Origin of the sequence: Microcoleus vaginatus HSN003, from assembly GCF_022701255.1 — a bacterium.
Lineage (GTDB): Bacteria > Cyanobacteriota > Cyanobacteriia > Cyanobacteriales > Microcoleaceae > Microcoleus > Microcoleus vaginatus_B.
In genome coordinates, this window is sequence record NZ_CP031705.1 from 3,520,339 (window position 1) to 3,534,209 (window position 13,871).

Below are 13,871 nucleotides of genomic sequence, written 5' to 3' on the forward strand. Positions count from 1 at the left end.
GCAACTCTAGGTGCGTGCTCCCCACCCTAAATTTATCAGTAATTCCACATAGAAAAATATAAAATATAAAATATAAAAGGGAATTAGCAAGCAGCCGATGATGGGCTAGATAGGAAAAAAATCAGTCCTCAGATTGACAAAATTTAGCCCCCTATAAACAAAAATTGAGGTTACTCCCGAGTGGATGTGGTGTCTGCTAATTTTTCCGGAAGATAAAGAGATGCAAAATATTGCACCCGCAGGCGCGGGAAAGAAAATAGTGATAATGAATCAGGATGCGAGTAGATTAGGTGTCAGCCGTCAGGGGAAGATAGAAGCAATGGAAATCCAACAACGGAGTAAGGATAAGCCCGATCGCCAGCAACAAAACGCGCCCGATCGCTCAGGTCAAATTTCTACGACAAAAGAACTAGATTCGTCGCTACAAGAATGTTTAGATTTTAAAATAGCGATCGACCGATGGGCACTGGCCGTGAGGACTGACGCGCGAGGAATTATCAACTATGTCAGCGAACGAGTTTGCAGCATCTCCAACTATTCCCAGGTCGAACTAATTGGCAGCCACTTTGGCATCCTCCATTCGGAATATAAATCTTCGGAATTAATCAAAAATCTGCTATCAACTGTTGCCAAAGGTGATGTTTGGCAAGGAGACATTAAGAATAAAGCCAAGAATGGAAGTGATTATTGGGTGTACTCAACAGTAGTTCCGCTGTTGGACTGCAAGGGAAAACCCTGTCAGTATTTGGCGATCGGATTCGACATCACCGATCGCAAAGCTGTTGAAGCCGCCCAAATCGAAGCCAACCGGGCAAAAGACGAATTTCTGGCGATCGCCTCCCACGAACTGCGATCGCCCCTGAGCGCGATTTTGGGATGGGCGCAGCTAGCTCGATCGCGCAATTTCAACGAAGCCACCAGCCGCCGCGCTTTGGAAATCATCGAGCGCAACGCCAAATTACAAAACCGACAAATAGACAATCTCCTCGACCTCTCGCGGCTGCTGCGGGGGAAAGTGTGCCTGAACCTCAGCCGAGTTCACCTCCCGTCGATCGTAGAATCTGCGATCGATACCCTCCGTCCCGAGGCCGAGGCTAAAAACATCCGCGTAGAAAAACATTTCGACCCCGCCGTAGACTACATTTTGGCAGATGCAGAACGCTTGCAGCAAGTAGTCTGGAACCTCCTTGCCAACGCCATCAAATTCACCCCAGAATCGACACCAAACCCAGTTCAAGTGAGGATCGAGCCTAGTCCATCCGGCGTCTTGATTCGGGTCAGCGACAGCGGTTGCGGTATCGACCCCAAATTTCAGCCACACCTCTTTGACTACTTCCGCCCCGCAGACAGCTTCCAGAGCAAGGAACAGCACCGGCTGGGGCTGGGGCTCTCAATTGTGCAGCAGTTGGTGGAACTTCACGGGGGAAGTGTTTGGGCTTCGAGTCCCGGTATCGGTCAGGGGGCGACCTTTGGGGTGCTGCTACCGATTGCCAACAAAAATGCACCCGATGATCGCACTTCTGCGATCGCCCAAAGTGAAAGCAGACCCGGATCGGTTTCCAAACCCCTAGCGGGAAAGCAAGTCCTGGTGGTGGAAAGCAGCGCCGAGATCCGGAAATTTCTCAAAACAGGCCTCGAAGCATTTGGAGCCAAGGTAACAGCGGTGGGTAGCGCCTGCGAAGCGATGGCCGAGTTGCAAAAGTCGCGGCCCGACGTGTTGGTGAGCGATATGACGGTATCGGGAGCCGACGGCTGCGATTTGATCCGCCGCATCAGAGCAATGGAAATGTCCGAGCACAGGGAACTTCTGCCGGCCGTGGCGCTGACGGAAGGCATCGAGGAAGAAGATTCGGCATCGGCGCTGGAGGCGGGGTTTCAGAGGCATTTGTCGAAGCCGGTGGAAGCAAATCAGTTGGTGAGCGCGATCGCCCAATTGGCTGGACTGACTGGATTCGGCGCCGGAGAGTGGGGTTCGGGAAATGTCGGCGCCAGCGGATCCCAGACCCCGCTGCGGGAACCTAACAGTTCTGACGACAAAAATAATGGGGAACTATTAACAACTGACACCAGAGAATTACCGCTGTTGCTGGTAGTAGAAGACAACAATTTTTTGGTGGCTTACCTCCAAACTTTATTAACTACGTACTATCGAGTCGCCGTGGCAAGTGACGGAGTTGAAGGTTTAGAAAAAGCCAAAAGTTTGCAGCCAAATTTGATTGTGAGCGACCAAATCATGCCCAGACAAAACGGGCTGGATTTGCTTAAGGAGATTCGGAACACGCCAGAATTGAAATCGACTCCGGTAATCTTTTTGACAGCGCGATCGGGGATGGAAGCTCGGATCGAAAGTTTGGATGCGGGTGCTGATGATTATATTTCCAAGCCTTTTGACGAGAGGGAATTGCTGGCGAGGGTGAGAAATTTGTTGCGATCGCACTCAGCCGAACAGCAGTTGGCGGAGCTCAACCGTCAGTTGCAGCAGCAGAAAAAGCAGTTAGAAACGGTGAATCGAGCCTTGCACTATTTGGCAACTTACGACAGTTTGACTGAGGTAAGAAACCGTCACTCTTTTAATGAATACCTCGATACGGAATGGCGGCGTTTGGCGAGGGAAGAAGCACCGCTGTCTTTAATTATGTGCGACATTGATTATTTCAAACTTTACAACGACACTTACGGTCATCAAGCGGGAGATGAATGTTTGCGGCAAGTGGCGGGGGTTATCCAGCATTCGGTAAAGCGACCAGCAGATTTAGTAGCGCGTTACGGTGGAGAAGAATTTGTAGTAGTTTTGCCGAATACGGATATTGAAGGTGCGAGTTGCGTAGCTGAAATGATCGCACAACAGGTGCGGGGTTTGCAAATAGCTCACGCTAAGTCTGCTGTCAGCGAATACGTCACGCTGAGTTTGGGTGTAGCTTGCTGCATTCCGGGGGTGAGGTCGCAGCCGGGCGAGCTAATTGCGATCGCCGATGAGTCGCTTTATCGGGCAAAAGAAGCAGGGCGCGATCGAGTTTCGGTTGCCGCATTTGAAGGATAATTTAATAGTTAAATCAACTTCTATGGTGCGCCTGACATCGCTCGTTTCGATTTAAACAAGTTTTTTGGATCGGACGCACCATACAAATGTGCTTGCCAACTTGTGCGAATTCAAATGGCTATAAAATAGTTAAAGGAGGTCGTACCATGACAGCAACCTTAGACAAACCAAAAGACCAGCGCCTAATTCACTCCGGGATTGATTGGCAACAATTCAAGCTAATCGAGCAGGGGTTTTCTGACTCCCCCGGCATCCGACTTTTTTATTTCAAAGGTGAGGTAGAAATCTTGGCAGTTTCGGAAGAACATGAAGTCTTCAGCGGTGTCATCGCCCTGTTGCTGGGTACGTATTTGGTAGAAAAAGAAATCGATTTTACTCCCACAGGAAGCTTTACCCAGGAAAAAGAAGGAAAAGCCTCCGCACAAGCAGACCAATCTTACTTAATTGGCAAAGCATCGGGAGGCATTGCAGACCTCTCGATCGAAGTTGTATTTACTAGCGGCAACGAAAGCAAGTTGAATCGTTACCAAGCCTTGGGAGTCCCCGAAGTTTGGTTTTGGGAGGATGGAGTATTTGGTCTGTATCATTTGCGATCGTACGGATATGAAAAAATTGACCAAAGCGAAGTTCTGCCCGGTTTAGACATCAACCTGCTGTCTCGCTGCTTGCTGATGGCTTCTAGGGTTGAAGCAGTTAAGGAGTTTCGGCGCGGGATTTCGGCGGTTTAGAGAAAACGTGGTTTGGGCGATCGCTCCCGCATTTATAAATATATTGTTAGGATGCAAGACTAACCTTTATATTCTTTCATTTGCTGGCGAATGGCTGCTTCAATCTTAGTATCGAAATCCGAATCTCCCACTTTCGTTATGATTAAATTCGAGCGCTTTTTCCGCCTGTCTAAGTAGGCTTGCAGTGCTGCTTTATCCGCTCAATTTTTAATAAAATAACGCTTCACTTCTCCATCTGACATTGCAGTATAATCTACTTTGCTGATTAAAATACATCCCCATTTCGAGCAATTTCAATCTCAATTTCCTCGTCATATCTAGCCAATACGAACAAGTTTTTGCTTCTCTTGTCAACACAGACCAGGTGAATAGGTTGCAATGCCAAATAGGTCAAGTAATAACTGATTCGATACAAACCCTCTAGCTGCGCGTAGGTAGGCATTCAAACCTATAGCCTTTCTCAGAAAGATGAGGTATGATGTTACTGACACTCACTCGTGAGGGTCAAACAGAGAAGATAAGATCAAATGAACTATAATTACATGGTTGAGTAAAGCCACGCGAAAGCGATACCACACATAATAGCATTTTTTTGAAAGCACACGATGCTTGACTCACAACACGTTTACTTGTACCAAACTTCATACATTGTTAAAAATGAAAGCTTATTCGATTGATGTTAGGCAAAAAATCCTTGATACTTATCATACTGAACCCATTTCACAAAAAGCAATAGCTAAGCGTTTTTCTGTAGCCCTGAGTTTTGTACAAAAATTGCTTAAACAATATCGTGAAACAAAAAACATTACTCCGAGAACTGACCGATGTGGAGTCAAAGGCAAACTGAATGCGGAGCAACTACTCATCTTGGCGGAATTGATTGAAGGAAATAATGATGCAACTCTTGAAGAACTCCGTTATTTACTTTATGGGAGAATTGGATTTTCTGTTAGTAGAGCAACAATAGGAAGAATGATAAAACTCTTAGACATTACTGTCAAAAAAAACTCTCTTCCCTTCAGGGAAAGGGACAGAGCGAGTTCAAATCCTGCGATGTGAGTTCTGGAAAACAATTAAAGAGATTAGTTTGAAAGACTTAATATTCATTGACGAATCGGGAGTTAATTTGGCAATGGTTAGGTTATATGCTAGGTATGCAAAAAGGTGAAAGAGCCAAGGGGTCAAAACCAACTAAACGTGGCAAAAATGTCTCAATAATTGGAGCAAGGTCAGTCAATGAGATTTTGACATCGGTTAATCTAATAGGCGGAACTGATGCAATTACATTTGAAGCTTTTATTATCAGAAAACTTGTGCCAAAACTCTGGAAAGGTGCTTGTGTAGTGATGGATAATTGTCCCATTCACTTGGGAGAAGAAGTGAAAAAAGCGATCGAAAAAACAGGGGCAAAATTAATATACTTATCACCTTATTCACCAGATTTTTCACCAATTGAAAATCTGTGGTCAAAACTTAAAATCATTCTCCGTTCTATCAAGACTACTAATTATCAAGAATTAGGAAAAGCCATAGATTTTGCGTTCGGACAAGTTACATCGTCAAATATTTTTAACTGGTTTACACACTGCTGTTATTGTACCTCATCTTTTTGAGAAAGGCTATAAAACTTTCTCGAAACTAACATCTACTGTAGCATTTCTGTCTGCGATCGCACTTTCAGCTTCCAAGATAACGTCTGTCAGTGCAGCAAAGAGTTATGGAATTTGGTTTGTGGCTCTTGACAGCCATGTATTACGAATGTAGTATTGAGTTACGGTAGAAAAGCTCGATCGACCGACACCAGTAAACAAAATTTAGAAAAAACCTATGCAGCCCATCCGACAAGGCGACGTAATTCTCACCCCAGTACAGCAAATCGAAGGAGAAAAAAAATCTCACCTAACTCTCGCCGAAGGTGAAGTCACCGGACATTCTCACCAGATTATTGAGGGACAAGCAGAACTGTACGAAAAAGACGGGACTCTGTACTTGCGGGTGCTTTCACCGACAGCTTTATTGAGTCACGAAGAACACCATGCGATCGCAATTCCCGAAGGTAATTGGATGGTGCGAATTCAGCGCGAATATGAGCCGCAAGGTTGGAGGTATGTCGCAGACTAAGGTTAAAAAACTAACGCCTGAACAAGCAGCTTTGATTCCAGTTTATCGGGAAAAGTGGAGAGCGATATCGCTTTCCACTTTTCCCGATAAATCGCTCGCAAGCTGCGGAAACAATAAAATCGGCTTACAGTGCGATCCGCAAAAAAGCACCAGCAATCATTTTTGTCGATCGTCCCTACGAAGCGGCCGATATAATCGTCAGTCGAGTTGATAATCCCAGCAGCCAACTGCGGAGCGAATTCGAGAGAAAACTTCGCAGCCAGCTAGAAAAACAACTGCGAGGTTATTTGGGGAGCCAACTAGAAACCGAACTGCAAAGCCAACTGCCAACTCAACGGTCAGCTCGACTTTATACTCAACTGCAAACGCAAATGTGGGAGGCGCACCGCAATTATTTAGCTGGCTTCATAGCAAGCCAATTGCCACCGGAAGAGGTGTTCAATGAGCCGAGTCGAGACTTTTACTGGCAAAGATTAGGAACAGAACTATTCAGTAATTGCATTCAACCAGTATTGTGGGCTGCTTATGGCAGTTTCTTGGATTTTTGCATTTCGGTTCTTAATTTACCTCATTCCTACGGCAGAAATTGGATAGTTTTTCAATCGATTGTCCGGGATTGTGGCTTGATTTATCCCTATGACAAAGTTTGCATTGTCTGTGAAAAGCCGAGCGCACTTTCCGCAGACAGCAACTACCGCTTGCACGCCGAAGGAAAACCAGCGGTACAGTTTGCCGACGGTGTTTCGATTTACGCCTATCACGGCGTGATTTTGCCCGAATGGTACGGCAGGCTGCACCCGCACCAGTGGCAGTCTAAGTGGGTGTTGAAGGAACAGAATGCAGAAGTTCGGCGCGCCTTAATTCAGGGAATTACTTACGATCGCATTTGTCAAGAATTAGAGGTGACAGAATTAGATAGTTGGCAGGAATACAGTCTATTAAGCATCGAGTTTGACGATGATTTGGATTGGGTGGGTAATGCAAAGCCAGTTTATTTGTTAAAAATGACTTGTCCAAGTACGGGACACATTCACGCTTTGCGAGTGCCGCCTGATGTGCGATCGGCTCAAGAAGCAATTCGCTGGGTAAATTGGGGAACCGACCCAGAGGAATTTAGCGTGCAAACTTGAAGATTTTTCATTGCCACACAGGCCGGCAGGGGTTTAAACCCCTGCCGGCCTGAAATTTTACCAAACTCAAGTCAGAATTTATCATGTCAGAACCACAAACAAACCAACCAATTAATCTCAGTAGCTTTGCTGAATGGTGAAAACACAAAGATAGTCTTTCAGAAGAGGCAATATATACAGTTGAAGTGCTGTTAAACAAGGCTGGCACTTCTGACTGCAATGAAGCCGATCGGATACTTTCAAACCTCACTGAACTGAATCTTAACTGGAAGGAAATTACCGATATTACTCCGCTTTCGGCACTCACTAACCTGACATCTCTGAATCTCGGCAGCAATCAAATTACCGATATTACTCCGCTTTCGGCACTCACTAACCTGACATCTCTGAATCTCTACTGCAATCACATTACCGACATCACTGGGCTGTCGGCACTCACTAACCTGACCAAACTGGATCTCTCGGAAAATCAAATTACCGACATCACTGGGCTGTCGGCACTCACCAACCTGACACACCTGAATCTCTACCAAAATGAAATTACCGACATCACTGGGCTGTCGGCACTCACAAACCTGACCTACCTGAATCTCTACAACAATCAAATTACCGACATCACTGGGCTGTTGGGACTCACCAACCTGACATACCTGGCTATCAGCGACAATCAAATTATCGATATAACTGGGTTGTCTAGACTCACCAACCTGACATACCTGGCGCTCGGCCAAAATCAAATTATCGATATAACTGGGCTGTCTGGACTCACCAACCTGACAAAACTGGAACTCGGTTGCAATCAAATTATCGATATAATTCCGCTGTCAACACTCACCAACCTGACCGAACTGTGGCTCAGCCAAAATCAAATTACCGACATCACTCCGCTGTCAGGACTCACCAACCTAACCAAATTGAGTCTCTATAGCAATCCTAAATCATTATCATGATTGTGATACAATTATATGCAATACTCGATCGTGACCATAAAAAAATGAATAACTTACAACTGCAACAAAAAGATAGGCAAAAAGAAATAGATTGTTTAGAATCTTTCATTAAAAGCGATATAGATGCCAGAGAACTAAAACGAGCAATAGCTGTAAGGATGGCGCTCTCAGGTAATATCTACCATGAGATCAGCAAAATTTTAGGTGTAAGTAATTTTTTTATTGGTTATTGGAAAAAACAATTTAAAACCAAAGGCATCGCCGGAATCAAACTAGGACATAAAGGGTCAAAAGGGTATTTAACAGCTCTACAAAATACTGAAGTAATCGAGTGGTTAAGAAATAAAGAATATGGGAATTTAGATGAGCTAGTTACTTATTTAGAACAAGAATTTGGTGTGATATATAAATCAAAACAGAGTTACTATGAACTTTTTGACCGGGCGAAAATTAGTTGGAAAAAAACTCAAAAAATTAATCCTAAATTTGATAAAGAACTGGTAAAAAAAAAGACGGAAGAAATTAACGATATTTTATTTAAAAACAAGGCTGGTATAGAGTCTGGGGAAATAATAGTATTGTTTTTAGATGAATGTCATCTACTTCATGGTGATCTGACTGGTTATGTTTGGGGTCAATCCCAAATCCGAATTGAAGTCCCAATTACCAATGAAAAAGATAGACAAACTTATTTTGGCGCACTCAATTATCAAAGCAAAGAATTCCATGTTCAGAGCCATCCATCTGGTGATGGAAAATCAACAGTTAAATTCATAAAATACTTACAAGATAAATATAAAAATCGCAAGATTATCTTGATTTGGGATGGAGCTAGTTATCATAAATATGGAGAATTTAGAGACTTTTTATTAGAACTCAATGCTGCCAAAGAACCTGCTAATTGGTCAATTACTTGTATTTTATTTGCTCCCAATGCTCCCCAACAGAACCCCGTTGAAGATATTTGGTTACAAGCTAAAAACTTTTTAAGAAAGTATTGGTATTTATGTAGGTCTTTTAAGATTGTCAAGTTTCTGTTTGAGTTTTTTACTAACGAACATAAATTTGATTTCCCCAAAATACGTCAATATACTTACACACAGAAAATCATTTAGGATTGCTCTAGATATAGAAAATCATTTAGGATTGCTATACGACAATCCAATTACCGATATAACTGGGCTGTCAGGACTCACCAACCTGACAGACCTGAATCTTCAATGCAATCAAATTACCGACATCACTCCGCTGTCAGGACTCACCAACCTGACCATACTGCGTCTCTACAACAATCCAATTACTGACTTAAATCTGTCGATCGAACTTACACAGAAGTACCTGACGCTCTCCACGACGCCAATTGATGCTAAAAAAGCTACAGAAACCGTGAAAAATATTTATGTAGCTATTGGTCACAAAGCACCCCAAGTTATTGTTTGCAGCAGCCCGCCGGTAGCTGATTTAAATTTTCTCAAACAACTCAAAATTGACTGTATGTCGCAAAATCAAATATCGCCAAAGGCGACTGGTAATTTAGGATGGGGAAAGTCGTTGCTTAAGGAGTTATTTCAATCGGTGGATGTAGGATTAAGTCGGAGGTTTTGGAAGGAGCTGTGCCATCAAATAATACTAGAGCCGGATACCGATTGCACACTCGTGTCAGAATTTCAGGAATTGGCAAAAAATTACCCTGAATCGCGCAAATCTGAGTCTGGATCGTATTCTAACTATCTACAGCCACTAACCCCTACGGATTTGTTGAAGGAAATCCATTTGACTGAATTTGCGATCTCGAAATTTGGTATCACTCTCGACCAAAAAGCCCAAGAATTACTTGGCTGCAAGCAACAGTTGTTCGAGGATTGCGGGTGGATATTTCCGTTTGAGAACATTTGCTTAGTTTGCGATCGCCCCCTGCACCTTCGCTTTGACGCTGAAAATCGGCTACACGCTGAAGGAGAACCGGCGATCGCATTTGCCGACGGCTACAGTTTATACTTTCACCACGGCGTTAAATTACCCGAAAAATACGGAAGAGTACACCCCGATCGGTGGCAACCAGAATGGCTTTTATCTGAAGAAAATGCCGAACTTCGTCGATTGTTAATTCAGAGAATTGGTTACGATCGCATTTGTCAAGAATTAGCGGTGACAGAATTAGATAGTTGGCAGGAATACACTTTATTAAGCATCGAGTTTGACGATGATTTTGATAACGAGGGCAATGCAAAGCCAGTTTATTTGTTAAAAATGACTTGTCCGAGCACGGGACACATTCACGCTTTGCGAGTGCCGCCTGATGTGCGATCGGCTAAAGAAGCAATTCGTTGGGTAAATTGGGATATCGATCCAGAGGAATTTAGCGTGCAAACTTAAAGATTTTCAATCGCCTAATCCATCCAACACAAATCAATGCCCCGCAGTGTGCCAGTTCAAAGGGTGGAATGCACAAACCAGCGATCGCCCAAAAACAGTTAATAACATGAAGAAGAAGCCCACCCTCGATCGAAGGTGGGCTCTGTTCATGCCAGCTTACCGACAGCTAGGCAATCGGGTCTCTTCGCTGGTAGACGTAAAATATCCGAAAAAGATCCGAACGTCCGAAAAAACTTATCGCCCACCATTAAGCTTCAGTTTACCCAACCGGATTGGGAAAATTGCCCCCGTAGCGATGTTCCCCTGAAATTGGGGAACACTGGGGCTTCAACTTTTCAATAGACTTCTGCAAAAAAGCTCGTCTTGAGCCGACAGGATGCCCAACCCCTACTCCGCACAAGAATTAAAATTTTTCGAGAAGTCTCCTAATTCTCCTCTTTAACTTTGATTTCCCAGCCGGTTAGGCATCGTGATCATGTGCAAAGCGACGGAACAGGAAATCTAGGGCGTAGTTCCGCAAATTGTAGTATTCCGGATCTTCCATCATTTGAACCCGATCGCGCGGACGCGGAAAAGGAATCTCCAACACTTCGCCAATTGTCGCTGATGGGCCATTAGTCATCATCACCAGTCGATCGGCCAAAAACAGCGCTTCGTCAATATCGTGAGTAATCATCAACACCGTACAGCGGTGATCGTTCCAGATTTTCAGCAATTCTTCCTGCAATTCCTCCTTAGTAATTGCGTCCAGAGCACCAAAAGGTTCGTCTAAAATCAGCACTTTCGGGCGAATTGCCAAGGCGCGGGCGATCGAAACCCGCTGCTTCATCCCCCCCGAAATTTGCGGCGGTCTTTTCTCAGCAGCTTCCGTCAATCCCACCATCGCCAAATGCTCTTTGACGATCGCATTTTTTTCCACCTTCGACTTATTCGGAAATACAGCATTAACCGCAAGGTAAACATTTTCAAACACCGTCCGCCAAGGCAGCAAAGCGTAACCCTGAAACACCACCATGCGATCGGGGCCCGGCTTCGTAATCCGCTGCCCGTTAATCGACACGGTGCCCTGGCTGGGATGACTAAAACCCGACACCATATTTAACAGTGTTGATTTGCCGCACCCCGAGTGTCCGATCAGAGCAATAAACTCTCCCTCAGCTACATTCAGATTGACGTTTTCTAAAGCCCTGTAACCGTTTGGATATACTTTATAAACATTGTCCATCACCAAAAAAGGTTGGCGGCGGTCTTTTCCTCGCTGGATCTGAGTTTTGGTGTTCGTCTGGTTCTTAGTGGTGTTGAGCATGGGTTTAGGAAATGGTGAATGGGTGATTCGCAAAGAAAGAAGGAAGTTCTGCAACTGATTTAACGGATCTCACGGAGGTCATAAAGAGGGAATTACTAACTAGCAATTAGCAGTTTAAAATTAACAACTAACCGCTAAAAACCAACAACTAACAATTAGCAATTACCCTGTTTTTGTCGAACTAAAAAGCGCTCTAAGCAGCTCGGCGGCCGGAATCGAGTATAACTTCAGCCATCGTGAAATCGCGTTTAATCGCCAGATTGTTGAGATAGCCGATCGGATCGTCAGCATTAAACACCGAGCCGTCAAACAAGCTGAGAGAACCGCGAGTGTAAGTAATATCAGCCATCCCCAGCTCTCGCGCCGCCGTGCTGAACGCACCCACTTTTACCACCCGCTCCAGAATTTCCACCCAGTTGCGCGGGAACACAGTATCGCCCCAGCGCGCCATCTGCACCATGTGCCACAGTTGTTCGGTGCGGCTTGGGCGATTCACCCCCTCTCCAGAAAACAAGTGGTGGGCGTATTCCCGCATCGGAGTATCGAGGTTGCAAGCAACAGATTTCGGGTCGCCTAGTTGGATGTAACTCTTATCAGTAGCGACGTATTCCCTTCCCGCGACAATTTCCGAAACCTCGGCGGCGTGATTTGGATCGGCGCAATAGTGGCAAGCTTCCAGCAAAGCTTTGACTAGAGCAATGTGAGTGTTGGGATAAGCATTTGCCCAGTCTTCCCGCACCCCGAGAATTTTCGCGGGGTGTCCCGGCCACAGTTCCAAATCTGTCGCCACCGTAAAGCCGACTCCTTCCATCGAGGCGCGCAAATTCCAAGGTTCGCCGACGCAGAAACCGTCAATAGTGCCGCCCTGCAAGTCAACGATCATCTGAGCCGGTGGGATATTTTTCAGCAACACATCGCGATCTGGGTCAATGCCACCGGAAGCCAGCCAGTAACGCAGCAACAGGTTGTGCATCGAAGAAGGGTGAACGATGCCCATACGGTGCGTTTGCGCGGGCGTTCTCTGGAGCATTTTTTTGAAATCGGCCAGAGTGTAGATTCCTTGGTCGTAAAAGCGCCTCGCGAGGGTAATTCCGTTGCCATTGCGGCTCATGGTGAGGGCTGTAACCGTCGGAATCGGCTTCTCTTGGTGGCCTCCCAAGCTCAACCACATCGCCATCCCAGAGGGCATTTGAGCTGCGTCTAAGTAACCTGCGGCGATGCCGTCTACAATGCCGCGCCAGCTTGTTTCCCGCACGAGGTGGACTTCATCGAGGCCGTGCTTGGCAAAAAAGCCTTTTTCTTTGGCGATCGCGAGAGGAGCGCAGGCTGCGAGGGGAATAAAGCCGAGTTCGAGGTTGACTTTTTCCAGGCCGTGGCGGGCGATCGCGGGTACTTTCCGTGCCCGCAGTTTTTTCACCCGCTTCTGCTGGTTGAGGAAGTAAATCATTTCGCTACGTAGAGCGTAGTAGCTGGGGTGTGAGACGACTTCCATACGCTTGCGGGGGCGGGGGATGTCTACTTCGAGAATCCCGCCAATCTTCGATTCTGGGCCGTTGGTGAGCATGACGATGCGATCGCTCAGCAACACGGCCTCATCCACGTCGTGCGTTACCATCAGGGCGCTGATTTCGTACTCTTGGCAAATTTCCATCAACTTTTCTTGCAAGTTGCCGCGAGTCAAAGCATCCAAAGCGCCGAAGGGTTCGTCTAAGAGTAACAGTTTGGGGCGCAGGGCCAGAGCACGGGCGATCGCCACGCGCTGTTTTTGTCCGCCTGATAGCAGTGCGGGTTGTTTCTCGGCGTGGGGAGTTAAGCCCACCATATCGATGTGTTTTTGAATGATTTCGAGGCGTTCCGCCTTGGGTAAGCCGCTCATTACCGAGTCTACGGCTAGGGTAATGTTTTCTCTGACCGTCCGCCAAGGTAGCAGCGAATAATTTTGGAATACTACCATGCGATCGGGGCCTGGCTGGGTGATTCTTTGCCCTTCAATTGTCACCAATCCGGATGTCGGCAAATCCAAACCTGCCACCATATTGAGCAGCGTAGATTTGCCGCAGCCCGAGTGTCCAATTAATGATATAAATTCGCCTTTTTTTATTTCCAGATCGATGCCTTTGAGAGCAATGTATGTGCCACCGTCTGATAAATTAAAAACTTTTTCGACTTGTTCTACTGCAATCAAAACAGACATGATTTTCTTGCCTTTTGTGTAGGGGT

At 45.7% G+C, this 13,871-nt stretch carries 11 protein-coding genes and 1 pseudogene; 8 read left to right on the plus strand and 4 right to left on the minus strand.

The genetic code is table 11. The features are described from left to right. The first annotated feature begins 220 nt into the window (after positions 1 to 220). Positions 221 to 3,040, plus strand: a complete 2,820-nt coding sequence (locus tag D0A37_RS15265; protein WP_242715572.1) for a diguanylate cyclase — start codon at positions 221 to 223, stop codon at positions 3,038 to 3,040. Between the two features lie 146 nt (positions 3,041 to 3,186). After that, positions 3,187 to 3,768 carry a Uma2 family endonuclease gene (locus D0A37_RS15270; RefSeq protein WP_242715574.1) on the plus strand — a complete coding sequence of 194 codons (582 nt, stop codon included), beginning with the start codon at positions 3,187 to 3,189 and terminating at the stop codon, positions 3,766 to 3,768. Positions 3,769 to 3,827: 59 nt separating this feature from the next. On the opposite strand, the gene D0A37_RS29465 is transcribed toward D0A37_RS15270, so the two are convergent. Both D0A37_RS29465 and D0A37_RS29470 read right to left on the minus strand, forming a co-directional pair. After that, on the minus strand, positions 3,828 to 3,953 hold the full coding sequence (locus D0A37_RS29465) for a hypothetical protein (protein ID WP_445242550.1): 126 nt from the start codon (positions 3,951 to 3,953) through the stop codon (positions 3,828 to 3,830). Between the two features lie 80 nt (positions 3,954 to 4,033). Continuing rightward, positions 4,034 to 4,210 carry a DUF6888 family protein gene (locus D0A37_RS29470; RefSeq protein WP_445242403.1) on the minus strand — a complete coding sequence of 59 codons (177 nt, stop codon included), beginning with the start codon at positions 4,208 to 4,210 and terminating at the stop codon, positions 4,034 to 4,036. Positions 4,211 to 4,425: 215 nt separating this feature from the next. Between D0A37_RS29470 and D0A37_RS15275 the strand changes: the two are divergent. The 6 genes and pseudogenes from D0A37_RS15275 (at position 4,426) to D0A37_RS29040 (ending at position 10,345) form a co-directional block, all read left to right on the plus strand. Beyond that, a pseudogene (locus tag D0A37_RS15275) lies at positions 4,426 to 5,381 on the plus strand (IS630 family transposase). Positions 5,382 to 5,595: 214 nt separating this feature from the next. Further along, complete coding sequence (locus D0A37_RS15280) at positions 5,596 to 5,889, plus strand: DUF8820 family protein (protein WP_242715576.1); 294 nt, start codon at positions 5,596 to 5,598, stop codon at positions 5,887 to 5,889. A gap of 287 nt (positions 5,890 to 6,176) precedes the next feature. Beyond that, positions 6,177 to 7,019, plus strand: a complete 843-nt coding sequence (locus D0A37_RS15285) for a DUF6745 domain-containing protein (RefSeq protein ID WP_445242404.1) — start codon at positions 6,177 to 6,179, stop codon at positions 7,017 to 7,019. Positions 7,020 to 7,204: 185 nt separating this feature from the next. Beyond that, positions 7,205 to 7,969, plus strand: a complete 765-nt coding sequence (locus tag D0A37_RS15290) for a leucine-rich repeat domain-containing protein (RefSeq protein ID WP_242715578.1) — start codon at positions 7,205 to 7,207, stop codon at positions 7,967 to 7,969. A gap of 44 nt (positions 7,970 to 8,013) precedes the next feature. After that, a complete protein-coding gene (locus D0A37_RS15295) occupies positions 8,014 to 9,084 on the plus strand; it encodes an IS630 family transposase (RefSeq protein WP_242715580.1) in 1,071 nt (356 codons plus the stop codon). 31 nt (positions 9,085 to 9,115) lie between these two features. Next, complete coding sequence (locus tag D0A37_RS29040; RefSeq protein ID WP_278187069.1) at positions 9,116 to 10,345, plus strand: DUF6745 domain-containing protein; 1,230 nt, start codon at positions 9,116 to 9,118, stop codon at positions 10,343 to 10,345. 460 nt (positions 10,346 to 10,805) lie between these two features. Here D0A37_RS29040 and D0A37_RS15305 read toward each other — a convergent pair whose 3' ends face one another. Together D0A37_RS15305 and D0A37_RS15310 are read right to left on the minus strand one after the other, a co-directional pair. Next, on the minus strand, positions 10,806 to 11,651 hold the full coding sequence (locus D0A37_RS15305) for a nitrate ABC transporter ATP-binding protein (RefSeq protein WP_242715582.1): 846 nt from the start codon (positions 11,649 to 11,651) through the stop codon (positions 10,806 to 10,808). Positions 11,652 to 11,844: 193 nt separating this feature from the next. After that, positions 11,845 to 13,845 (minus strand): ABC transporter ATP-binding/substrate-binding protein, encoded by a 2,001-nt coding sequence (locus D0A37_RS15310; RefSeq protein WP_242715584.1) that lies wholly within the window; start codon positions 13,843 to 13,845, stop codon positions 11,845 to 11,847. Positions 13,846 to 13,871: the final 26 nt, after the last annotated feature.